General features: G+C 44.8%; 27 protein-coding genes. 6 read left to right on the top strand and 21 right to left on the bottom strand.

The genetic code is table 11. The features are described 5' to 3' along the window. Positions 1-182 precede the first annotated feature (182 nt). Complete coding sequence (locus tag ACO03U_RS07925) at positions 183-2,351, bottom strand: HelD family protein (protein ID WP_204686409.1); 2,169 nt, start codon at positions 2,349-2,351, stop codon at positions 183-185. 233 nt (positions 2,352-2,584) lie between these two features. Between ACO03U_RS07925 and ACO03U_RS07920 the strand changes: the two genes are divergently transcribed. From ACO03U_RS07920 to ACO03U_RS07910, 3 genes are read left to right on the top strand one after another with little or no spacing between them, the layout of a single operon-like run. Then, a complete protein-coding gene (locus ACO03U_RS07920) occupies positions 2,585-2,905 on the top strand; it encodes a PadR family transcriptional regulator (protein ID WP_204686411.1) in 321 nt (106 codons plus the stop codon). A 10-nt stretch (positions 2,906-2,915) separates the two neighbouring features. Beyond that, a complete protein-coding gene (locus ACO03U_RS07915) occupies positions 2,916-3,227 on the top strand; it encodes a DUF1048 domain-containing protein (protein ID WP_204686413.1) in 312 nt (103 codons plus the stop codon). 45 nt (positions 3,228-3,272) lie between these two features. Continuing rightward, the gene (locus tag ACO03U_RS07910; protein ID WP_204686415.1) at positions 3,273-3,617 is read left to right on the top strand and encodes a DUF1048 domain-containing protein; all 345 of its coding nucleotides are present in this window, start codon (positions 3,273-3,275) and stop codon (positions 3,615-3,617) included. Between the two features lie 116 nt (positions 3,618-3,733). Here the strand turns inward: ACO03U_RS07910 and ACO03U_RS07905 are convergent, their stop codons facing one another. The 16 genes from ACO03U_RS07905 to ACO03U_RS07830 all read right to left on the bottom strand — a co-directional run bounded on the left by ACO03U_RS07905 (position 3,734) and on the right by ACO03U_RS07830 (position 15,724). Next, positions 3,734-4,939 carry an acetate/propionate family kinase gene (locus ACO03U_RS07905; RefSeq protein ID WP_161870576.1) on the bottom strand — a complete coding sequence of 402 codons (1,206 nt, stop codon included), beginning with the start codon at positions 4,937-4,939 and terminating at the stop codon, positions 3,734-3,736. Positions 4,940-4,975: 36 nt separating this feature from the next. Next, on the bottom strand, positions 4,976-5,983 hold the full coding sequence (locus tag ACO03U_RS07900; RefSeq protein WP_204686417.1) for a class I SAM-dependent methyltransferase: 1,008 nt from the start codon (positions 5,981-5,983) through the stop codon (positions 4,976-4,978). A 212-nt stretch (positions 5,984-6,195) separates the two neighbouring features. Beyond that, positions 6,196-6,528, bottom strand: a complete 333-nt coding sequence (gene comGG / locus ACO03U_RS07895; RefSeq protein WP_204686419.1) for a competence type IV pilus minor pilin ComGG — start codon at positions 6,526-6,528, stop codon at positions 6,196-6,198. Positions 6,529-6,538: 10 nt separating this feature from the next. Beyond that, positions 6,539-7,024 carry a competence type IV pilus minor pilin ComGF gene (gene comGF, locus ACO03U_RS07890; protein ID WP_161870573.1) on the bottom strand — a complete coding sequence of 162 codons (486 nt, stop codon included), beginning with the start codon at positions 7,022-7,024 and terminating at the stop codon, positions 6,539-6,541. Then, positions 6,954-7,283 (bottom strand): hypothetical protein, encoded by a 330-nt coding sequence (locus tag ACO03U_RS07885; RefSeq protein WP_161870572.1) that lies wholly within the window; start codon positions 7,281-7,283, stop codon positions 6,954-6,956. Before ACO03U_RS07885 ends, comGF begins: the two co-directional genes overlap by 71 nt. Then, entirely contained in the window at positions 7,264-7,752 is a 489-nt protein-coding gene (gene comGD, locus ACO03U_RS07880; protein WP_204686421.1) for a competence type IV pilus minor pilin ComGD, read from the bottom strand. The genes ACO03U_RS07885 and comGD overlap by 20 nt, the downstream gene beginning before the upstream one ends. After that, on the bottom strand, positions 7,721-8,026 hold the full coding sequence (gene comGC, locus ACO03U_RS07875) for a competence type IV pilus major pilin ComGC (RefSeq protein ID WP_161870570.1): 306 nt from the start codon (positions 8,024-8,026) through the stop codon (positions 7,721-7,723). The genes comGD and comGC overlap by 32 nt, the downstream gene beginning before the upstream one ends. An 89-nt stretch (positions 8,027-8,115) precedes the next feature. After that, on the bottom strand, positions 8,116-9,189 hold the full coding sequence (gene comGB / locus ACO03U_RS07870; protein WP_204686423.1) for a competence type IV pilus assembly protein ComGB: 1,074 nt from the start codon (positions 9,187-9,189) through the stop codon (positions 8,116-8,118). Next, complete coding sequence (comGA, locus tag ACO03U_RS07865; RefSeq protein ID WP_204686425.1) at positions 9,110-10,057, bottom strand: competence type IV pilus ATPase ComGA; 948 nt, start codon at positions 10,055-10,057, stop codon at positions 9,110-9,112. The genes comGB and comGA overlap by 80 nt, the downstream gene beginning before the upstream one ends. A 187-nt stretch (positions 10,058-10,244) precedes the next feature. Then, a complete protein-coding gene (trmB, locus tag ACO03U_RS07860) occupies positions 10,245-10,907 on the bottom strand; it encodes a tRNA (guanosine(46)-N7)-methyltransferase TrmB (protein ID WP_204686541.1) in 663 nt (220 codons plus the stop codon). Between the two features lie 103 nt (positions 10,908-11,010). Next, positions 11,011-11,790: a phosphotransferase family protein gene (locus ACO03U_RS07855; RefSeq protein WP_161870566.1), complete on the bottom strand. Its 780-nt coding sequence runs from the start codon at positions 11,788-11,790 to the stop codon at positions 11,011-11,013. 201 nt (positions 11,791-11,991) lie between these two features. Then, complete coding sequence (locus ACO03U_RS07850; protein WP_204686427.1) at positions 11,992-13,203, bottom strand: ABC transporter permease; 1,212 nt, start codon at positions 13,201-13,203, stop codon at positions 11,992-11,994. Further along, the gene (locus ACO03U_RS07845; RefSeq protein WP_204686429.1) at positions 13,200-13,940 is read right to left on the bottom strand and encodes an ABC transporter ATP-binding protein; all 741 of its coding nucleotides are present in this window, start codon (positions 13,938-13,940) and stop codon (positions 13,200-13,202) included. The genes ACO03U_RS07850 and ACO03U_RS07845 overlap by 4 nt, the downstream gene beginning before the upstream one ends. A gap of 218 nt (positions 13,941-14,158) precedes the next feature. Then, the gene (locus tag ACO03U_RS07840; protein WP_161870563.1) at positions 14,159-14,512 is read right to left on the bottom strand and encodes a type II toxin-antitoxin system PemK/MazF family toxin; all 354 of its coding nucleotides are present in this window, start codon (positions 14,510-14,512) and stop codon (positions 14,159-14,161) included. Continuing rightward, complete coding sequence (gene mazE, locus ACO03U_RS07835; protein WP_161870562.1) at positions 14,502-14,741, bottom strand: type II toxin-antitoxin system PemI/MazE family antitoxin; 240 nt, start codon at positions 14,739-14,741, stop codon at positions 14,502-14,504. Before mazE ends, ACO03U_RS07840 begins: the two co-directional genes overlap by 11 nt. A gap of 119 nt (positions 14,742-14,860) precedes the next feature. Continuing rightward, positions 14,861-15,724, bottom strand: coding sequence for a prolyl oligopeptidase family serine peptidase (locus tag ACO03U_RS07830; protein WP_204686431.1), 864 nt, complete (start codon positions 15,722-15,724; stop codon positions 14,861-14,863). A 231-nt stretch (positions 15,725-15,955) separates the two neighbouring features. Between ACO03U_RS07830 and ACO03U_RS07825 the strand changes: the two genes are divergently transcribed. The 3 genes from ACO03U_RS07825 (at position 15,956) to ACO03U_RS07815 (ending at position 17,965) form a co-directional block, all read left to right on the top strand. Then, on the top strand, positions 15,956-16,378 hold the full coding sequence (locus ACO03U_RS07825) for an HIT family protein (protein WP_204686433.1): 423 nt from the start codon (positions 15,956-15,958) through the stop codon (positions 16,376-16,378). A 37-nt stretch (positions 16,379-16,415) separates the two neighbouring features. Next, positions 16,416-16,769: a YtxH domain-containing protein gene (locus tag ACO03U_RS07820; protein WP_204686435.1), complete on the top strand. Its 354-nt coding sequence runs from the start codon at positions 16,416-16,418 to the stop codon at positions 16,767-16,769. 137 nt (positions 16,770-16,906) lie between these two features. Next, positions 16,907-17,965, top strand: coding sequence for a peptidyl-prolyl cis-trans isomerase (locus tag ACO03U_RS07815; RefSeq protein ID WP_204686437.1), 1,059 nt, complete (start codon positions 16,907-16,909; stop codon positions 17,963-17,965). A 69-nt stretch (positions 17,966-18,034) separates the two neighbouring features. Here the strand turns inward: ACO03U_RS07815 and ACO03U_RS07810 are convergent, their stop codons facing one another. The 4 genes from ACO03U_RS07810 to ACO03U_RS07795 all read right to left on the bottom strand — a co-directional run bounded on the left by ACO03U_RS07810 (position 18,035) and on the right by ACO03U_RS07795 (position 23,314). Further along, positions 18,035-18,322, bottom strand: a complete 288-nt coding sequence (locus ACO03U_RS07810; protein WP_204686439.1) for a MazG nucleotide pyrophosphohydrolase domain-containing protein — start codon at positions 18,320-18,322, stop codon at positions 18,035-18,037. Between the two features lie 10 nt (positions 18,323-18,332). Continuing rightward, positions 18,333-19,277, bottom strand: coding sequence for a 3'-5' exoribonuclease YhaM family protein (locus tag ACO03U_RS07805; protein WP_161870556.1), 945 nt, complete (start codon positions 19,275-19,277; stop codon positions 18,333-18,335). A 78-nt stretch (positions 19,278-19,355) separates the two neighbouring features. Further along, positions 19,356-22,112 (bottom strand): ATP-binding protein, encoded by a 2,757-nt coding sequence (locus tag ACO03U_RS07800; protein WP_204686441.1) that lies wholly within the window; start codon positions 22,110-22,112, stop codon positions 19,356-19,358. Next, entirely contained in the window at positions 22,109-23,314 is a 1,206-nt protein-coding gene (locus ACO03U_RS07795; protein ID WP_204686443.1) for a metallophosphoesterase family protein, read from the bottom strand. The genes ACO03U_RS07800 and ACO03U_RS07795 overlap by 4 nt, the downstream gene beginning before the upstream one ends. Between the last annotated feature and the right edge of the window lie 157 nt (positions 23,315-23,471).

The raw sequence follows: 23,471 nt of genomic DNA, 5'->3' as shown, positions 1-23,471 counted from the left end.
CGTAGCAGAATTAGAAAGCCAGTTGGTCTTGTTTCCGGCAAATCCCTCAAGATGCAGTGGGACCGGTCAATGCCAACCAAAGAACCCTAAGCTCAATCAACTAGTTGGGCTTAGGGTTCTTTCATTGACATTTACCCGTTCGGCTGCAGTCCAAGTGATTCTCTGGAAGCAAGTCGACCTTTTTACTTAGCCTGTCCTTCAAGCAACGGTGAAAGCTGGCCGGACCACATCAGTCCCACAGTTTCCGTCCCCCGAGAAATTCCCGTGTACAAAAGCTGGCGATCTCTTCCTTGGTGATAGTTTGCTTTTGAAACAGCCACCAACAAGACATTTGCAAACTCCAACCCTTTGGCTAAAGGAATGGCATAGACAGCAATCTGGGGCTGATCGGCAAACACGGATGCGACTTCTTGGGCCTCTTGTGCTGTTTTTGTTAAAATGGTTAAATTGCCCTCTGGTAGATTTGCGGCATAGGCTAACACGGCCTCCCGCAAATCGGTCTCATTCGCCAACTCTAACCAAGCAACTTCTCTTCCCGCCGGTCGAATCCCCTGAATTTCAATAGTATCCGTCTCTTTCAATAATGAGCCAAACAATCTCGTGATATTGCCACTGGAACGGTAACTTTTTACCAAGGGATAATATGTCACTCGTTGCTCCCCAAAAAGACTTACCATCGTCGTAAAACGACTATGAGAATCAAAAATCGCCTGATTCTCATCCCCAACCAAAGTAAAGCGACTTTTCGGAAATAAACTTTGCAAGAACCGCAAAGCCGCGGCAGAATAATCCTGGACTTCATCCACCATGATGACCTTGAAGTCAGGAACTAGGATTGGCTCAATCAAGTGATGACGGAAATACAACTTAGCAATCGCCAAATCCACTGTCAGCATTTCAGCCCCTTGATTGCCCCTGCTAGGCAACTCCTGTTTGGCTGATTGACGAAAATGCGTGGCAAACAGTTCCTCTTCATCCAACCAATCCAGGTCCTGAATCTGACGAACCACCCCTTGATACCGTCGCCGTAACAGCCGCAAGCCGTATTCTTCTAATAACTCTTCATCCGCTTCTTCCAGCAAGTGGCCGATCATTTTTCGTTGTTGCTCCTCGGTCAAAGACAGCAGTTGCTGATGAAGCTGCTCGCTACGGCTTTGTCGAATCAAATGGCGTTCCCACTCCTGAGCCAGTCGGAGTTTCATCCCCTGAATTCGTTCCTGCAAGGGACGATTCGAAGGGGTAGCTGTGTAAAGGCGCTCCAAATGTGCCACCGTAATCAGCGTCTTACCTTTGTGACCAATGGCATGAAACTGTGGTGTTTCATCCCTCTCAGTGATCAATGCCTCCAAAAATACCGGTGATCGCAAAATTTCTGTGATACCAGTCTGGTCAACCGTGCCGCCTCCACTAATCCGATTAAAATACGCCGTCTCATCTTCCAACTCGGCGCCACCAGATACCATCAGTTTTTTGACCAACTGGAGTAAAGTATAGGTCACCGGATTGGCTTCCCCTAAAGCAGGCAAGACCTGAGCGATATATTTTCCAAAGGCCTGATTTGGCGACAGGATCAACATCTCTTCAGCACTAAGCTGGCCTCGATTACGATAGAGAAGATAGGCAATTCGCTGCATGATTGCCGAGGTTTTCCCACTCCCAGCGACGCCATTGACCAAAACCACCGGATGTTTCGTATCCCGAATAATCAGATTTTGTTCCCGCTGAATAGTGGCCGTGATGTCTTTCATCTGGGTAGAATTATCTTCAGCCAATGCAGCCAACAAGACATCATCCTGGATCGCCGTACCACTATCAAACCAGTTGATCAGACAATCATACTCCGTCAGTAATTGGCGCCGCTTTTCGATGGCTACCGACACTTTCCCCTGATCAATTTGATAGCTAGAAGTTCCCAACTGATTGTTATAAAACAATTCTGCCACTGGCGAGCGCCAATCATAAATCAAATCTGACCCTTGCTCATCCGTAAAACCATTGACTCCGATATACAGGGCTTCTGATGGCTCCCTATCCAGAAAATCCACCAACACCTTACCAAAATAAGGACTGGGCAAGAGCCGTTCCACTTTGTCCAATTGCTTTTTGCTACTTTCCAATTGCAAATTGTACTGATCAATTTGCCGGTTCAACGCTTCGATATTCGCAAAGGTATCCAAATTATCCGCTAAATTGTCATGATTTAGCCGTACTTCTCCAGCCATCGCCACTAAATCAGTCATGCCGGATGCGTCTTTTGTGGCAATCAAGTCTTGCAGTCGTTTTTGCGTCTTCACTAACTCGGCATAGACGAAAGCCAGCCGTGCCTCCTCAAGTTTTCTGACATCTGCCAAATTCCCCACGTCCTTTCACTAGGATGAGTCTGCAGTCTACACCCACCCCACCTCAAAAACAAGACTGTTTTTTCCACACCAGAAGCGGTATAATAATAATGGGAAGAGGAAAACCTCTTCTTTTTTCTTACCCTTCACCTACTTAACATTACAAAGTAGTTGACAGATTATCTACTCTGTAATATTATGTAGTCCTACTCAGTAATAAACCAACTCATGAAAGGATGAGTGCTGTGAAAGGAATGACCGAGCTATTAAAAGGTGTCTTGGAAGGCGTGGTACTGCAAGTCATCCAGAATAGTGGCGAAACATACGGTTATGAAATCACCAATACTTTGGTGGACCTCGGCTTTCAAGATATCGTAGAAGGCACCGTCTATACCGTCTTACTACGTTTGGAAAAAAAGAAGTTAGTCACTGTTGAAAAACGAAAATCTGAATTGGGACCAGCCCGCAAGTTTTATCGATTAAACGCAGATGGTGAAACGTACCTACAGGATTTTTGGAAAAAATGGGCTTTTCTTTCAGACCAATTAGCTAAAATCAAAAAATAGGAGGATGACCATGAATCTTTATGACAAAATTACCGGTAATGACATGACCAAAAAGCAAAAAGAACTCTCTCGTCGCGTAGCTTTATTACCTCAAGACTACCAAACGACTTGGCAAGAACTGAATCAAAAACTTTGGCAATTTAGTGATTTTACTGGTCGCAACCTCTATCCGATTTTAGAAGGAGTCTTGCATCTTTTTGAAGAAAGTGCCGCCGAAGCCCTCCCAATCAGTGGCGTCATTGGTGAAAATGTCGATGATTTCATCAGTGAAATCGCTCGAATCGAAGGGGCTAAAAACTACCGAGACAAATTACGCAAATAATTAAACGATACCGTTGCCAAAAAACTAGGAAAGCGAGGAATTCACATGGGCTTACAAGAAGCATTGCAGGATAAAAAAGCTTGGCGAGCCTTGCAAAAACGTGCCAAACTTTTGCCCCAAGACTACCATATCGTCTATCAAGAAATCCAAAAATACTTATTTAAGATTGCTCCTTTGACACTAAGTAAAGACACCAGTCTCTTTCATGATTTAATCGATTTATTCGAAGCGGGCGCCAAAGAACAAAAAGACGTCCTGGAAGTAACTGGCACCGATGTAGCAGCTTTTGCTGACGCTTTTTTAGAAGGCTATGATATCAAAGAAGATCTGCAAAAAGACATCACCAACCAAACCGAGGCATCCATGCAAAAATGGTTGGATAAGAACTAGCAAATACGGTTTCGAATGGAACATCTTCATAAAGCCAAGCTAGCTTAATCAATAAAAAACGACGGAACTACTGAAGCATTTCAGCAGATTTCCGTCGTTTTTCCTGTTTATCAAAACTAGCGCAATTTTGCACCTAAACGTTGAACGTCACGGGCGATTACCAATTCTTCATCAGTTGGAATCACGAAGACTTTCACTTTCGAATCAGGAGCAGTGATTTCAGCTTCTTCCCCATGGATCAAGTTATTGACTGTAGTATTCAGTTTGATACCAAACCAAGTCATTGGTTTCAAGACTGCTTCGCGGATATAAGCGGCATTTTCCCCAACACCGGCAGTGAAGACGATGGCATCTACCCCATTCATCACCGCGATGTATTGAGCGATATATTTACGAATCCGGTCAGCGTAGATTTCCAAAGTCAATTCAGCATCGTCATTGTGGCTAGCTGCTGCTTTTTGGACATCCCGCATGTCACTAGAAATCCCAGATAGGCCTAAGATCCCAGATTTTTTGTTCAAGATATCGATGAAATCATTTACATCATCAATGCCTTCTTTACGCATCAAATAAGGAATCAAGGAAGCATCGATATCCCCAGAACGAGTCCCCATCGTCACCCCAGCAAGTGGTGTGAAGCCCATGGAAGTATCCACTGATTTACCGCCTTTAACAGCTGTGATAGAAGCCCCATTACCGATATGGCAAGTGATAATCTTCGTTTCTTCTGCTGGTTTGTTCAAAAATTCGATGGCACGTTGGGAAACAAAACGATGGCTTGTTCCGTGGGCGCCGTATTTCCGGGCAGCGTATTTGGTGTAATATTCTTTTGGCAAGCTGTACATATAATTGACAGCTGGCATAGTCGTATGGAAAGACGTATCAAAAACAGCGACAGACAAGATATTTGGCAAAATATGGCGGAAGGCACGAATCCCCATCGCATTGGCTGGGTTGTGCAAAGGTGCCAATTCAGCCAGTTCTTCAATTTTTTCCAATACTTCGTCAGTGATGATCGTGGAATCTTTGAAGGCTTCCCCACCAGCTACAACCCGGTGGCCCACCCCAGTGATTTCTTCATAAGAATGAATAATTTTCAATTCGATCAAATGGTCCAATAACATTTGAACGGCAACTTCATGGTCTTTGATATTTTCTACCGTTTCAAATTTTTGGCCATCTCCATATTTAATCGTAAAGATCGAATCTTCCAAGCCGATTCGTTCTACGATACCTTTAGCGATGACGTTTTCCGTCGGCATTTGGTACAATTGCCATTTCAAACTGGAACTGCCGGCGTTGATTGCGATTGTTTTGCTCATGTCATTGGTCTCCTTCGATTGTCTGGTAGTTTGGTTTTACGATAAATTCGAGGCTTTCCAGTCTTCGAATTGTGTAAAGAACTCGGTAATTTTTGTTGGATCTTTCAGAGTCGTTAGTTGGGCCACTAAAACTTCCGGCGCTTGCTTCGCATGTTCGCCATGATTTTGCAACAAGATGATACTCTTCTGGGAATCCTTATTGAAAAATAGTTCCTCTGGCAATTGGATGATTCCTTGCAAGTAAACTTTTTCCGTGAACAGTTTTTTCAGATAAGTGGATTGCTCCGTCGCCAAGAAATTCGCCGGCACCAAGAAAATACCAAAGCTGTCTTCTTTGACGTAAGCCATCCCTTGCTCCATCAGCAAATGATGCGCATAACTATGCCCTTTGTCAGCTGCTGTCAAAAAGCGCTGCGCCTTTTCGTCCACTGGATAGTAACCCACTGGCAAATCACTGATAACCGCGTCCACAGGGTCTAATAACAAATCTTGCAACCCATCTTGGTGAAACAACTGCACTTGCGTTTGGGCCCACTGTGCATCAGCAGCCGCCACAGCCAAAAGCGTCTCATCATTATCCACACCCACGCCACGAACGGTCCGCTTTGCCAGAGTTAGATTGGTCAAAGCTGTCAATAACAGATTTCCCATTCCCACCGCTGGATCAAAGACTGTCAATGGTTTGTCTTGTGGATGCAACTGTTCCAATAAATACACGAATAAAAACCCGATCCCGTCAGGCGTCAACTGATGGTTGGGTTGCAGTTTTTCCGTCTTGCTACCTTTTAAGAGTAACAATTGCGACAGTTTGCGAATTTCCTCTGGTTGCAATAGCAATTCTTGCATTTGTTGGTACAAGTTTTCGATGCGCTTAGTCGTCACTTCATCGGGTTGCCCATCCATCACTCGGACTTGATAATCATCCAATTGATTTTCGACATTTTCGATGTAAGCATCCAGAAAAGACGTCTGTAACGCATTTTGCAACAATTGGATTGCTTCAAGGTTCAACTCAAAACTTTTTTCAATTTTTTCAGGGAACACAAGGTCACCTCATCTTTTCATTATAACAACTCGTATACCTGTATAATTCTAGCTGATTTCCCCTGATTTATCAACGAATTTCCTTGTTTTTCTTTGTGAAACAGCGAACAGTCTGACTGTTACACCCTCGTCAAAAAGGCGTCGACAAGAGTTCTATCTCCCTTGTCAACGCCTGTGTGTCAGTGCGTGTTTAAAGCTGTTTCTTTTTAAGGTCACTTGCTCTCCGGATTTGGATCATTTTTTATTTCAGAATGGTACGTAATGTGAATGCGGCCATCAAGAATCACCTTCACTCTAAATTTTTTGTGATTCGTATCAACAGCTGGGCCAAATTCCAGATACCCTTCCGCAAAATCAATTTTCCCAGAGGCCGGTCGTTCTTCTTCCGGCAAACGCTTGTAGTGATGCCAAAACATCTCTTCCATGATTCGTACGCGATAGGCTCTTTGGGTGCGCACCGCGACATTTGTCGTCAGCTGGCGATTCTCGATTGCCATATAAAACAAGCCACTCACCACCAGAATAATTCCCAAAGCCGACAACATGATGCCCCCTTTAAGGGGTGTCGAGGGTTTCCATCTTAGGCGGTGGCTCCAAAAGGACTTTAGCATAACGAAACCTCCCGTCTTTACATCTAAAGGTGAGCATTGCTGCTGTTTTAGTTTTTTGGACATAAATTTGCGTTACTTTAGTCACTAACGGATGGTATCCGCGATTGTAAGTCTTAACAAAATTCTCTGAGACTACGCGAAAATCGGCAACCTTTCCATCACTGTCAAGGTATCGCAGTATATTTTGTGAGTTTTCAGAATATCTAAAACCTCGCATCTCATAATCCAACTGCAACATCGCTACCTCAAATTCTTGATCCCGATAACTGCTCATCTGCTTCTCTGCTCGAATCGTCGTCTCGATCAGCGGCGTTGTAAAAAACAGCGCCATCCCTAACACCAACAACGCCAGCAGACATTCAATCAGCGTAAAAGCCGGTGGGGTCCATTTGAATCGACAATTCGTAGGCGTCGCTGACCACTTTGCCATAGCACTTATCCTCCGTAAAAAAGACTTGAAAAACCTCCTCGCCATAAATCAACTCCCGCTCAAGAGCTCCATCATATTTCAGGTACTCTCTTAGTTCTTCGTGTAACACGCGGGCTGAGCGAATCCGATGATAATTTTCTTGCTCATTAGCTAACAGCTGTAAAGTTCCTGCCTGATAAATCATGACACAGGTGGCTAACATCCCTAAAGCAACCAAAGCCTCGATCAACATATAAGCCTTATTCCACTGTTTTTTCAAAGCGTGCACTTCCCATCTGTATTTGGTATGAAACTGTTATCGGCTTATCCTTGAGATAAAAGGACACTTTACGAAGCGCACTGGGACTTCCCGATTGAGTGCTGAAAGAAAACCTAGTTTCATCAGCCGTTTTGAAATAAATTGCCTCTGGTATGATTATTTCAGAAAAAGAATCCTCTTCAAAATCACTTCCGGTTTTCCCATCAGTTCCAATAGTAGCAAATGTGACCATTCGATTTCCCCGATCAACTGTGAGCGTCGTCTGATATTTCTCAATAATCGCAATCTGCTGACTAACCAACAGCATCTTCTCAAAGCGACTGAAAAAGTGCGTCACCGCTAACTCTTCTTGCCACCGCTTCACTGCCAACACCGGCAACAAACTAAAACAGCTAATCACCGCCAAAACAAGCAGGGTTTCGACTAGGGTAAACGCTCTATGGGTTTGGGTATTTCGCCAAATAATCATTGTAAGCCTTCAATTGTTCAGTGGTAATATACTTACCATCCACTAACTCATCCAAATCTACTACAGAATTTCCTGTTTCTACTTCATATAGCATTTTTTGATTATTAACCAACTGCACCACTGCTTTCCCGCTACGCTTATCAGCGGTGTCTTTGGCTGTCCCAACATTCGGTACCAAAATGATCACCAACACACCAATAATTAGTAAAACGACCATCACCTCCACCAAAGTGAATGCTCGAGCTTTTTTCAACCATTTTTTGCTTTTTTTCATGTTTCTCTCTCCTTTTTTAATTCCAAGACGGATTTTTTAAAGAGCATAAATCAGTTTCTTTCCAAGACAATCTGGCATTCCTTTCCCACTCACATGATTTCGTTCAAATTTCCATAAAGAGGCAAAAACATAGCGGCATAGACACTGACAATCAACAATGCGACAAATAAAAAAATCAAAGGTTGCAACAGATGAAGCATTTTTTCTACCTTTTGATAAAAGCGTTTTTGAGTGAGGCGGCTATACAAGACCAATTCTGCCCCTAGCCGTCCTTTTGCCTCCCCTTGAAAGACAATCAAGGAAAACTCCTGCGTCAAAAACCGGTAGCGAGCCAATTGGTCTGCCAAGGAATGCCCTTGCTGCAACCCGCGATCCAATTCAGCTGCCAGCTGATGCATCAAAGAACGGGGATTGGTTTGTCCCATCGTGGCGATGATTTGCCGCAGTTCCAGTCCTTCTTGAAACAACTTGCCCCACTCCAAGGCAAAATAACTAGAAGCCAACATGCGATACAGCATGCCAACAATGGGTAGCCGACTCCAAAGGCTGCTTTTTTGGATGGCGCTCAAAGATTGCAAACGTAATTTCAACAATACTCCCAACACAAGTCCCCCACCTACAATCCCTGCCAACCAATAGGGCGCTGCCACCAAAAAGCGAATGCCCCAATGTTTTGGATCCATCATACCGGTGGCTAATAATTGAGGAAGTAAAAACTGTCGCATCCCCACAAGTAACCCAGCAATAAACACTAACAACAACACTGGATAAGCCAACGTCTTAACCATTTCTTGCCGTTGTTTATTGGTCAATTCCATTTGCTGGGCGATATTTTGCAAGGTGGCAATCAAATTTCCATGATGTTGAGCTAATTCCACTTGGGCCGTTTCTTGCGGGGTAAAGCCAAAATTGGTGAAACAGTCTGCCAACTGCGCCCCCTCAGTTAGTCTTTGGTGAAAGTTCGCCAGTCGTTCTTGATCGAAATGTTGAGAGCGCAACATCACCTCTAACGCTTCCGGCAAAGGAAATCCATTGACCAACAAATCTGTCAAGGTTTGCAAGTGTTGGGATTTCAACTTGCCGTTAAATTTCCTTTTCGTAAAACTCCCTAGCCAAGCCTCCTTGTTGATAGAGGTTTTGTAAATTTTCTTGCCAATCGTCATACGGCAGCTCCCTTCCACTAAAGCGATACGCCAATAAAGCCCCCACTCCCTGCTTATCAAAAGGGAGGAGGCGCTGATAGATAACCCCTTCCAGACATTCGCCAAGTTCTGATTCCGTCGTTACCAGTTCGCGAATCCGAGCATTGGTCCCAGCAATCCCCTTCGCATGGACCGTCGCAAAGACCTTAACTCCCGTCAATGCTGCGCGAATGGCGGCTTGAGCGGTTTCTTGATCACGAATTTCTCCGATAATCAAAACATCCGGTCGATGACGCAAAGATAATTGAATCAGCACATCGTAGGTTTGTTGGATTTTAGGATTTACCTGTAGCTGTAAAAAATTGGGTTCCTCAATTTCCACGGGATCCTCGATGGTAATCACCTGTCCTTGCGCTTGTCGAGCCAATTGATACATCAAGGTGGTCTTTCCACTCCCGGTAGGCCCAGCAAACAAATACAAACCACGACGCTTCATGGCCTCTTCCACAACTTTTAGTTGCTCAGGAATAAAAAAGCGTGGCTCGGCCTCCACAAACGGATGCAAAAAGCGCACAACAAGGCTATTGCGCATGCGGTAATCCCCCACTCCCGACAGCCGTAACCGTTGTTGCCGCCCCCCAGGCAAAGAATAAGTGATGGCGCCTAGCTGGACCTTGCGATTTTCCCCAACATCCATCTCCCCCAAGTACTTAAATCGCGTAATCAACTGCCGGGCATCGGTCTCATCTAGCTCACAATAAGGATAGAAAGTCTCCCCTTTACGAAAAACAACCTGCCAACGCTCCTCTTTACACTGGATATACATATCTTGCATCTGCTCTGTCACACCATAAAGAATCAATTCATCTGACAATGTCTGGATATCCATAAGTCACCTCCTCGAAGAAAAGTACGGGGGGACATGCCCAAATCAGGCTGGCTTTCGTCAAATTTCCTAGAGAAAATTTTCATTGCTTTTCCAGTGTTTGCCATAATAAAAATCTCTATTTATCTCGTGGGCACGCGCCAAAAAACCGCCTCAAGCTTGTCGCCTGAGACGGTTCGTTTGAAAACCATTATGCTTTTTCGCGTTTATCTGCAAATCGTGCTTCCACACGATAAATCCGTTGCCCACGAGAAGAAAATTTTTCTTCATACTCGGTCATGATATTGCCTTCAAAATCACTATTGTGCAAATCCAACCAGACTTTTTGCAAAATCATGCCATATTGAGAAAAACTCGCCAAAGAATATTCAAACAAACCTTGGTTGTCCGTCTTGAAATGAATCTCGCCAGCCGGTTTCAAAATCGCTTCATCCACTGCCAAAAAGCCAGGAGACGTCAGGCGCCGTTTTTCATGGCGTTTTTTAGGCCATGGGTCAGAAAAATTCAAATAGATTTGATCCACTTCACTATCTGCAAAATATTCCGTCAACGCTGAACCATCCATGTGCAGTAGTTTTACATTGGTCAATTCTTTTTCTAGTACTTTATCTAAGGCATGGGATACAACACTGACTTGCATTTCCACGCCGACATAGTTGATCTCTGGATGGGCTTGAGCCATCCCCGTGATGAAGCTCCCCTTGCCCATACCGATCTCGATATGTATCGGGTGGTCATTGCCAAATAGTTCCCGCCAGCGTCCTTTGTAAGCTGTCCCAGTCGCTTCAGGCACAACAATCTGAGGATTTTCTGCCAACAATTCTTCGGCACCTTTACGTTTTCTTACTCGCATGTTTTCGTTTCCTTTCATCTGTCTCACTTCATAATCTAAGCAATAAAAAAGCCGGATGTCACAGGCGCCCCTCGTTCACCAAGGCGGTGTGTCCGGCTGTTGGTTAATCACTAAAGATACGCTTTAATTGCGTAATACCATCGTTCATGCGGTCAAAATCTCCGCGGTTATAATACTTTTTCACTTCTTGTAACAAAGAAAGCAGGGCGTACCAATACACTTTTTCCAAATTCTCACTAGTGGGCATCATGCCGTAGCTCAAAAGCCAAGAATTCCAAGCCGATTTTGGTCGGTAATGTCCCAAAAATGTCCCAACGTCGACACAAGGATCAGAGAACATGATGGAATCCCAATCTACTAGATACAGGTAATGGCGACAAACTAACCAATTTTTGTAATTCACATCTCCATGAACCACCGCTTTATCTTTTTCATCAAACGTCGGTACATGGGTCTTCAGATAATGCAAAACCAACTTCAAAAAGCGGTTGCTAGCTACTGGTTGAGGCAAGGCGTTTTCGTAGTCTGCCAACATCATTTGTGGGGTGACGATTTCACCACCGATTTTTTCCAGCATTTGAATCAAATTTTTGGAATGATGCAAGGAGTACAAGACATCCACAACATCGTTACGCTGACCGATTTCTTCTGTCGAAATCACTTGGCCTTCCAGCCATTCTTGGGCCGAAAAAGTATCGCCATTGCCGGCGCGTTTGGTCCAGATTAGCTTAGGGGTGATGCCTTCTTTTGAAAGGGCGGCTAACATCGGTGTGGTATTTCGTTTCACGAAGACTTTGGCATTGTTTTTCAGACCCAAGTAGGCCTTGCCGGTATCTCCTTTGATGGGGCTCAACTGCCAGTCTTGTCCAAGTTGAAATTCCATCAGCGACGCTCCTTTCAAAAGTAAATAAACACCTATCTCTTCAACAACAAACAGGGCTTAAGACGCTGAGAAGCCTCGAAGTTTCCCTCGAAGCTTTCAAGTCAATTGATTTTTACAAAGTACACCTATTTTAGCTTCCTAACAGACTATCGTCAAGCGACTATACGTTCCCATTGCCTGTCCGAAAGCGTTTTTCCGCCTTTAGTCCGCCATTTTTTTGATGCGTAAAGGCAGGTAAAGATAAGTAAAAGCCAGCGCCACAGCCACAAAAACAGCCAGCAAAAGACCACGATCGCCCCAAGAAGGATAGGGAATACTCCCGACAACCGTAAAAATGACTGCCGCCACAAGCAATAACACCAATAGCAATTGCCGCAGCGCTTTGGTTTTCTGCTGTGAAGGGACCGGATACAGTTGCGTCATCACCATGTATTGGAATTGGTTATATAACGGCACCAACTGAAAGCCAATCAAATAAAGAAACAACGCCCCGAGCCCAACAGAAAACCAAATCTCATTGACAAAATACAAGAGCAAACCACCGATGACGACTAAGCGTAAATACAAACCACTAAACTCTGAACCCCGCAACATGCGGCGAGCATAAAGATATAAGTAGGTATGGCCCTGATCTTTAGGAATTTTGGTCAATAGGCCATCCAAATATTTCCGCCGTTTCACGGAAGCTACCACCTGAGGCACATCGGTAAAAAGGTTGATAAAGCGGTAAATCCGCTGCAAGCGATTGCTTTCAAGTTGGATCATCTTGTTCCAGTCCAGTGGTTGCTGGACGTTTTTCCATAACAGCTGATAGTAAACTACAGCGATCCCGATCCCTGCCGGCAATACCACCCAAGGATTGACAAAGACTGCCAAAGCCAAAGCTAGCACAGAAAAGGCCAACCAAAAACCATACCACTTATTTGCCTCTTGACTGTTTTGAAATAACCGATAACGTTTCAACTGCAGATGAGCCACCTTCAGCCCCCACAATCCTAATACTAGCGGGAAAAAGTCGCTAAATTGACCGGCTGCACTGACAACATACAAGGGCATCATAAAGCCACCAAGAAGTACCAGACTGACAAAAGGTAGCAGCAAAGAATAGCGAAAACCGCCCTCTAAATAACTGCGCATCTCTTTTTCTTTTGGCAATAAAAACACGACATCCGCCGTTTTCGTCAAGCTGACAAAATTTCCCAAGTGCAAAACCAGGACTAAGACGGCAATCACCAACAGTTTTCCCGGCAAGAAATCAGAGGGAAGCTGTTTCACCAGATTCGAATAGTAAAGCCCCACGCCACCGAGCAAAAAAGTACAGGCCAAGACGAAATGGTCATTAAAAACATAACGTAAATAGCGCATCATTTGCTTTTGATGACGATTTAAGCGCTGATGGAACAACTCTTTCATCCAGCTACACCTGCTTCTTCGGTAAGACGTAAATAGATTTCATCCAAGGAAGCATCCGCCAGCTGAAATTCTCTTCGCAAATCCTCGATACTCCCTTGCGCTCGGATGCGCCCCTCATGAAGGAGGATGAAGCGGTCGCAATATTTTTCCGCCGTCGCCAAGATGTGGGTAGACATCAAAATCGCCGCCCCTTCTGCTTTCATCTGACCCATCAGCTCCAACAACGAATTAATCGCCAAGGGATCCAAGCCCAAAAATGGTTCGTCAATGATATACAGAGACGGTTCAATCAAAAAGGCACACAAAACCATCACTTTTTGCTTCATCCCTTTGGAAAAATTCGCCGGAAACCAGTCCAGTTTGTTGCTGAGTCGAAACGTTTTCAACAAGCTTTCCGCCCGACGCAGCGCTTCTTCCATGGGAATATCATAAGCCATCGCCGTGATTTCGATATGTTCTTTAAGCGTCAACTCTTCATATAAACTAGGCGTTTCAGGAATATAACCAATCTGCTTGCGGTAGTTTTCCGGATCAGTCGCCAATGTCAGCCCATTTAAAGTGATGGAACCAGCTTGTGGCTGTAACAACCCCATAATTTCCTTGATGGTGGTACTTTTACCGGCACCGTTGAGACCAATCAGTCCCACCAGTTCGCCATCTTTAATTTCAAAATTCAACTCTTTCAACACCGGCAGCTGGCCATAGCCACCGGAAAGATTAGTGATTGTCAATGTCATATTTGTTCCTCCAAATGGGATGAAGGGCTGGCTAAAAAGTTCACACAGCCTACCATCAGTCTACGTGGAAATCTGCTACGCCAAGCTCCCCACCACGTTTTTCGGGAGCCGTTGCGAGAAATAGGTCTTCGCTAAGATTCCCGTTTATTATACCACGCCACAGTTAGGATAATGCAACGCCTTTCAATTGGTCTAAATTAAGTAGCAGGAACTAGATCTTAGAATGGAAAATTGAAATTTTGGAGAAAATGCTGGGCGACCATCAAAAAATCCCGTTTCGATAGTTCGCCAATCACTTTGACATTGCGTCCACCGGCTTCAGTGTGATCCATCGTATAGACTTGCTTTGTGTTGACTTTACTACCTGCTTTCAGTGTCTCCCCATGAACGGGAACCAAATAAGGTGTCTTTTTGGGAGTAGAAGTAATTGGGCAAACAATCATCAAATTAGCCGCCAGCTGATATTCATCGCGGCTGATGACGACTGCTGGCCTTCTTTTTTGAATTTCACTCCCTTTAGCTGGATCGAAATCAACGGTGATAATGCTGCCTTGCTTTAGCTTAGTATTCATCTAGCTCATGCCCCCTTGGTGTAAATTCACGAACTAATTCATCTAGCTCATCATCAATGAATTCTCCGGCTTTGGCATTTGCAAAATAGTCGTTTATTTTCGGAATCAACGTCAAGGCGCCGTCCTCTTCTTTAAAAATATAAAATTCTTGTCCTTCTTGTACGCCAAACTTACTAGCAAGGGTCACCATCACTGCATTTCCTTGTTTTCGGGCTTTCACTGTTTCCATGAAATCAGCTCCTTTGTACACAATATATCACGTAATTACTGTAATTACAAAGTAACGGACCAAAAAGCTGCCACCAGAAACCTCGGCGACAGCTAATAAATTTAAAATTCACTTTTCTCTCAAGTATGTTGCTCCAAGAAATCAAAAATTAGACGGTACATTTCTGGCGACCAAAAATCCCCTTCGTGAGGCGCATCGGTAACTTTAACCAGACTGACTTCTTCACCATTTGCTTGCAACTGCTCAAACATCAACGCTGATTGTTCATAAGGTACCAGTTCATCAGCATCTCCGTGGGCCAATAAAATCGGCACCCTCGCCTGTTGTCCTGCTGCCGATAATCGCAAAGGACTCATGGCTTCAAGCAACGTTCTCGCTACTTCGTCAGATACGTCACCCACCGCTTTCTCCAAAGCAACGATATTGTCCTCTTCCCCTTTGCGTTGATACAATAACGTAAGCAAATCCGTCGGCGGAAAACAAGCCACGCTACAGCAAATCTGGTCATTTTCTTCAGCATATTCGTCGGTGTGGTACTCAGGATTGTCTTGGGTCAAAGCAACTAACAGCGACGTGTTGCCACCAGACGAGGTGCCCCAAAAAGAAATCCGTTCTTTGTCGATGTGATAAGCCGCTGCCTGATGCTTCAAAAAGCGAATCGCCGTCTTGGCATCTGCCAAAAACGCCGGCATCGGATAGCCATCATGGTAATTGCGGTGGGTAATCGTCGCCACCACAAACCCTCGTTGTGCCAGACGAGCCAACTGCGGCAGTTCGTAGTCCCGGTCGGGGAAGGTCCAACCGCTACCTTGCAAAAAAACGACTGCGGGATAAAGCTGGTTGTTGCCTTCTTGCTCTGCCCCCCAAGGCAATAGCAGATCTAGATATAGCCCGCCACCTGCTTTGGAAAAACAAACATCGCGAATCAAGCGGGCACAGCCGGCCAAAGATGGGTTGTTGGGGAGCGTGGTGAAGTTTGACATGAAAAAGCCTCCTATAATTTATACATATAAAATCCGTTCCAAGTTGAAAACGCTATCTAACCGTTTAGTAACATCATAGCACAAGCACGTCCCTTACCAAATAAAAATCTGCTAGTTGTTCTACTGGTGATTGGGTTTTTCCTCTCAAATCTGGTAAACTTGTGCTAAAGTAATGATAGTACCTGACCAAAATCAGGATGAAAAAAGAACCCTATTCAAGGAGCGATTGCCATGACGGATTGTATCTTTTGTAAAATTACTAACGGGGATATCCCTAGCTACAAAGTCTATGAAGATGAGATCGTGTATGCCTTTTTAGACCTCTCACAAGTCACTGCTGGTCATACGCTAGTCGTACCTAAACAACATGTAGATGATATTTTTGAATATGATGAAGAATTGGCAGCTGCCGTCTTTGCTCGCATTCCAAAAATTGCCCGGGCGCTGGAAAAAGCCTTTCCTGATGCCAAGGGAATGAATATCATCAACAACAATAAAGAATTGGCTTATCAATCAGTCTTCCATAGCCATATCCATCTGATTCCTCGCTATTCCCAAGAGGATGATTTTTCGATTCATTTCGGTGATCATAGCCAACAATATAGCCCTGCTGAAATGCAAAAAATTGCTGATACGATTCAGGCGGCCTTTTAAAAGATTGCCACTTAATAAAGAAAAATGAGGTGACGTCATGATCAAAAACTTTATCAAAGGTTTGCTGTTTGGTTCCGTATTAGGGGGGGCCCTGGGTCTACTTTTTGCTCCACGTAGCGGCAATGACACACGTCGGAAGCTATCCTTGAGCTTAGAGGAAGCCACTCGAACCCAAGAAGACCTCAATCGTAGCCTGCAACGCTTTACCAACAGCGCCAAAGAAACCCAAACGCTAGTCACAAAAATGATTCCCGAATTAATGACTGGCCTACAAAAAGATATCGAGGCGTTTCAATTTCAGGCCGAGCCGCGTATCGAACGAATTCAAAAACAAGCGGAAGTCCTCAATGAGCATATTGCTCAATTCGAAACAGCCAAAAAACACGAATGATTTTAAGAAAACCTATAAATCAAGGGGAAACTGTGAATTTTCTTGGAAACATCACAGCGCCCCTTTTTTTTGAAAACAAAAATGTGGTATGATAGACCATGTGAAAATAAATGACCTACAGGAGTGCAACGACGAATATGAAAAAGAAATTTATTACCGCTGCCATCAGCGCTGTAACGCTATTGAGTTTGGCGGCTTGCTCATCTAGCGCCACTGATGACAAAATCGCAACGATGAAAGGTTCCACCATCACGGTTTCTGATTTTTATGACAAAGTAAAAACGTCAGATGAAAGCAAACAATCCGTCGCTCAAATGATTATCTACAAAGTCTTCACGGAAGCTTATGGAGATAAAGTAACTGAAAAAGAAATCAACAAAGAATTCAATGCTTCTAAAAAATCTCTCGGCGACAACTTTGCTGCTGCTTTGAAGTCTAGCAATATGACGGAAAAAAGCTACAAAGAATTAATCAAGCAAAACTTGGCTTTCCAAAAAGGTATGGAAGCTCACGTTGACTTGACGGATGAAGATATCAAAACGGCTTGGGATAACTTCCACCCAGAAGTTGAAGTCCAATTGATGACAGCCGCTTCTGAAGACGATGCCAAAGCCTTGTTAAAAGAAGTCAAAAAAGACGATGCCGACTTTGCCAAAATTGCCAAAGAAAACGATAAAAACACCGACACGACTTATAAAGAAGACGGTGGCACAGCCAAATTTGACTCTCAATCTTCTAACCTTTCCGCAGCTGTCCAACAAGCCATTTACAAATTGAAAGATGGCGAAATCTCGGATGTCATCACTGATACCACTTACGATTCTTCTTATCAAATGGTAACGACTTACTATGTTGTCAAAATGGTGAAAAACACACCAAAAGGCAACGATATGGACAAATACAAAGATGAATTGAAGGAAATCGCCACTGCTACTTACACCCAAGATAGCACTTTCCAAAATAAAGTCATCGGCGAAGAATTGAAAAAAGCCAATGTGAAGATTAAAGACGATACCTTCGCAGACGTCTTGAGCACTTACATCGATGCCGCTGAAAGCACATCGACTACTGAAAGTTCAACAGCCGAATCTACAGAAGAAACTAAAGCTAGCTCAACTGCTGAAACGGAATCTTCTGCTGCTGAATCAACTACAGAAAGCTCGGTAGCTGAATCCACTACTGAATCTTCTAAGTAAAAACTTCAGCAATAAAGCAATTATCCCCCCTATCCTAGCTGATCCGCTTGATAGGGGGGATTTTTCTATTTATTCTTTTGCAGTTTTTAGATGATCTGTGCGCACGCGATTATAAGCCATCTTCTTAGCAATGGCTTCACCCAGATCAATCTCCAAGATTTCAGCAAGTCCTAATAGATAAATAGCTACGTCCGCTAACTCATCTGCGGTTGCTTCACGACTTTTCTTTCGATAGGCTTCCCAGGCTTCATGAACCTCGCCGTATAGCAACAAAAACTCCAAGTCGACATCGGTAACGTTAAACTGATGCTCCAGTTTATTTTGATAAACCGCTTTTTGCATGGCTTTGGTATCCATAACGATGGCCTCAGACATTTTTTGGTACATAGAAACTACGATTGTCCATACCAAAGATCCGGTCCGTGTACTCGCCTGGTGTCGTTTGGCGAATCGAAGTCAACATCATCTGCATGGAAGCATCCATGTTATCAATCTGATGCAAAATCTCCGCTTCCATAATTCGTGGCCGCACAGGAGAACCATATTCTAGCAACCCATGGTGAGATAAGACCATATGCCGCAAGACCACGATATCTTCTTCTTGATCATCAAATTTCAGTGCGATACACGCCTTGGTGATTTCCTCATCCACCAAGACTAAATGACCGATGAGATTGCCAGTGACGGTATACTCTGTCGCCATCGGACCTGTAAGCTCCAATACTTTGCCCAAATCGTGAATGATAATGCCAGCATACAACAATGACGCGTTCAGCTCTGGGTAGGCCTTGGCGATGGCTTTTCCTAAACGCAACATCGACACCGTATGATAAGCCAAGCCATTCGCAAAGGCATGGTGATTGCGTTTGGCTGCTGGAAATTCAAAAAACTCTTTTTGATACTTGTTTAGTAAGAAACGGACAATCCGATTCCAATGAGGATTGATGATTTCAAAAAGGGTCTGATTGATTTCTTCTTCCATTTCCTCTCGTTTGAGGGGGGCCCGTTCCATATACATAGTGGCATCAGAAGGCTCGTCGATTTTTGCCAAGCGCAAATGCATGATTTTAACTTGGGGTTGTCCGTTATAAACTTCTCGTTTTCCCTGCAAAGCAATCACCTTACCGGGTTCAAAACGCGCGATTTCCTCTTCCGATGCATCCCAAAACTTGCCGTCTACGGTACCTGTCGTATCTTGAAAGGTAAAGGCGATAAACTTTTTACCATTTTTCGCCAAACGAACATCGGCATTTTTGATTAAATAATAGCCTTGAAATTCCTGATCCACTTGCATTTCGCGAATCTTCGTCATAATCTTCACTCCTTATAATAACCAACAGTCTTTGGTGATGGCCAACGCCTTCCCTTAAGCTAGCTGCAATCACCTTACCTAGCCAACCTGTCGCAAGTCTACCACCGGTTGTTGCAGTTCTTGATAATAGCTTACCATTTCTTGATCAGAAGACAAACAGATCACCTGATAATTTTCACTAAAGTGGGCTAACAGGCGGGCCAGTTGCTTTTTCCGTTGGCTGTCATAGTTAAGCCAGCCATCATCGATAATCACTGGAGTCAGCTGACGGTTTTTCTGTAGTTGCAAATAACCAAAACGAATCGCCATAATCACTTGATCTTTTGTCCCAGTGGAAAGCTCGTGAATCGATAAGCGCGCATGGTTCACGCCTTCAACGGTTAAGAACCCTTCACTAAATCCTAATTGATCGTAACGCCCGGCTGTCAAAATTTCCAAATACTGCCCCGCTACTTGCAAGAGTTGGGGGAGCTGTTGTTGGGACAAGTCGGTGGCTAAGTCTGTCAAAGTCGCCTGCGCCGTTTTTTTACCGCCCCATTCCACTAGCTCTGCAAACAAGCCGGTCTCCAGTTGCGCTTGTTGTTGCCGCAATTCATCAAGAGTGCCATCTTTTTGTAAGACTTCTAGCTCCAATCGTTGCCGCTGGACGGTCTCCATCAATGTCCCCTCTTCTTGTTGTAACTGGCGGACGTGTTGCTGATTAGTCGCTGTGGCTTGGTTGAGTTCTTGATAAGTGGGCCGATTGGGATACAGGGGTCCGATCGTTTTCGTCAACTCTTCCAGACGCTGTTGCTGACTTTCTGTTTGTTGTACCTGTTGCAAGCGCTGGGGAATCTCTCCTAGACTAGCCGTATCCGTAGCCACCAGTATAGCTTCAGCTTTTTCTGATAAACGGCTTTGCTGAGCTACCAATTTTTGCCGCTGATCCGCCAAAAGGGTGGTCTGTTGTTGGCTGTGAAGTTGTTTTTGTCGACTCATTTTCTGATCAAACTGTTGCAAATATTCAAAACGGGCCAACAAATCCAACTCAGCCAGTGGCAACCAATTGCTAGAAAAATCAAAGCTAGCCGCCATCTCGCCATATGCTTGATCTGTTTTTTGTAGTGATGCTGTGACTGTTTCCAACTCTTGCAACAGCTTTTGGTACTGTTGATAGTCCTGTTGATAACTGAAAGGATCTTGCAAGATTTTCTCTGGGTCCTTCATCGGTAAGAGCTGGTTAAGCTGCTGGACCTGTTGTGTTTGCCGACTTTGTAAAGCTGTCAATAACGCGTCGTTTTCCTGAATAGGATCTTTCAGAGGGGCTGCTGGACTTCCAGCGGTTTGTTTGTGGGCAATCGGTGGTGGCCCATCTTCTGCCTTCAGCACCTCCTGCAAGGCTTGTTGCTGACGCTTATGGTAATAAAGCCAACTTCCCGCGAGTCCACAAATAATCGCCAGCACACCAAACAAAGCCTTTTGATTAGGAAAAATCAAAATTCCCGCCAATAAAAACAGCAAAGCGGCTCCGATGGAAAGACTCAGTGGTGTCAAAGAAAGCCCCCTCGCCCCTCGCTGATACGCTAGACGTGACCGTGCGGGAGCGTCCACAGTAACCTCACCGTCAGCCGCTTCCGCCCCAAGTTCTGGCTGAGTGGCCAACCATTCCTGTCGCAACTGAGCGCGACTGATTTCAGCCTGTGTCGTTTGCAAGTCGGTTACTAGCTGATCCAAAGCGGACAAATCTACCTCGGTTGCGGCATCCACTTGCCAGCCATAACTTTCTTCTAATGCCGCCACACTATCCAATAAGTCTTGCTGCCGCTGCAAGTCCTGTTGGAACCCATCTGTCAAACGGACGCCTGCGACTTGTTTTTTTAGCAAGTCTTTGATGAGCTGCTCATGTTGTAAATAAAATTCATACTGAGGCGTCACAACCTCGGCTTCTTTGGCTTGATGGTAATCCTGATCCACCACTGCCAATTGCTGAGTTAAGCCTTGGTATTCTTGATAGAGTTCTTGCAGTTGCCGTTGTTGCGCCCCTGTCAAAGGACCACCGGCAGTGCTTTGTCCCTCTTCTTTTTGCAAAAGATGCTGTAGTTGCTGCCACTCTTCATAGCGATCCCAATGCAAGGCTTGTTCTTTTAAGCGCAATTGCTCTTTTTGGGCTTGTTGTAATTGTTTACGAAGACTTTGGAGCTGTTCTTGGGCTTGTTTTTGTTGGCTGAAGCGCTGTTGGACGGTGGCTTCCAGCGCTTCTTTTTCCCGAATTTGTTGGTTTAGCTGCTTCCATTGAACCAATTGCTCATTGACCGGCAGCCGCTGTCCCCGTGGTTTGAAGCGGCGTTGGTTATCATTTTGATACCTTTGACTAGTGGCCATCAACTGACGACTCCCCGTAATCCCCAAAGAAACTAGCGCCTGTTGCAATTCGTTTTCTTGCAGGTGCTCCAATTGTGAAAGCTGTTCCTGTTGAAAGGTAAAGACCTCAGTAAACAGCTGTGGTGTCAAGCCTTTCAACAGCTGCTTCAACAGCTTTTCATCCCCGGTGGTATCCCCAATAACCACTTTGGCTCGTCCGCGATCCACTTGTTTATAGCGTTCAATCAACACCTCACCATAGCCGGGCACTGTTAGCCAGAGCTTTCCTCCAAAGGCTGCCCCGTCTTTTGGCGTATAGTCCTTTTGCCGTCCTCGTCTAGCGGGAAAGCCAAATAACATGGTTTGAATAAACTGATACAACGTGGATTTGCCGATTTCATTGGGGCCAAATAATAACTGATTGCCCGCCTCAAAGGTAAATTCTTTTTGGCGGTAGCCACCAAAACCGACAATGACACATTTGACTAACTTCATGGCTGCCCCTCCTCCAAAGTGAAATCTGCTGCTAACTGAGACCAGGCCTGCTGCAAGACCATTTCCTGGTATTCCGGATGCTGGCGCAACAACAAACCAGCGATGGGGTGATCCAGCAAGTCTGCCACTAATTCTTGAAAGACTTCTTGATTTTGGTAGACCGCCAAATGCTCGGTAGTCAGTGTTGCATCTAAACTGGGCTTGGTGGTTTCCTCTTCTTGCGCTACCACAGTCAAAGCCGCAATTTGCACAGCTGCGGTTGAAGTTCGTTGCTCATTGAGATACTGTTGCAACTCGCCATTGGTTAAAGCATTCATGGTTTGACGGTCAAATGCACCACCGACAATTTTGAGTTCCACCAAAGTCTCCTTTTCGCTGTCAAGTTCCGCCAATACTTCCTCCAAAGCCCGCAACAGTTGTTTTTGCTCCTGCATCCCGGTAGCAGGGACTGTTACTTGCTGCCAAAACACGCCTGCCACTGGCACTTGTTCTAGCTGGCAATCTCCCGGTGTCAACTCGACATAAGTGACATAGCCCCCTGTCGTCTCTTTACGAGTATGAGGCTGTGGCGTTCCTGGATAAACGATGGGCGGCTGCTGACTCAGCAGCGTTGGCACATGAATATGTCCCAGCGCCCAATAATCGTAGCCTAAATCCTTCATCCGCCCCACAGAAAAAGGGGCATACTCCTGCCCTTGAGGATCCCCGTGGTACATGCCAATCATGTAATCCACCGCCCCCCGAGGAGGAAAACGCTCCAGCAAATCTCCAGTCAAATGGGGTGTCAAATAACTAAAGCCTGCCACCTGATAGCCCTCGCCACTAGCTGTTTCACCAGTAAAACTAGTCACCTGATCACTTTTGAAGAGGTGCACATTTTCTGGAAAGCTAAACCAATATCGTTTTTCATCGAAATAATCGTGATTCCCAAAACACAAATAAACTGGAATCTGCGCCGCTTCCAGCTGTCGCAACGCCGTCATCAACGCCCCTTGCGCTTTTAAGGAAGAACGGGCCTGGTGAAAGGTATCTCCTGCCAACAACACAAAATCCACTTGACGGGTCACAGCTGCTGCCACGATATTGGTCAACATCGTTTGGTTCGCCGTCAGTAATCTCTTCGTCGCTGATTCGGATATTCCTTTGACTCCCTCAAAGCTCCGATCAAAATGCAGATCTGCCCCATGAATAAAGCGCAACATGTCCTCTCCTCATTTCCTCAAGGTGTTTTCAAGACCCTCGAAAGTTTCTTTTATTCTACCATTTTCCACCTCGGCCGTCAGCAATATGCGAAAATTTGTTCCCATCAAATATAGAGAACTGGCAATGATAAATTGTGAAGGAGCGTTTGATCAGATT

The organism is Enterococcus diestrammenae (assembly GCF_049384045.1).
Classification (GTDB): Bacteria; Bacillota; Bacilli; order Lactobacillales; family Enterococcaceae; genus Enterococcus_C; species Enterococcus_C diestrammenae.
Note: the sequence above shows the minus strand (reverse complement) of the source record. Positions and strands in the feature narration are given on the sequence as shown.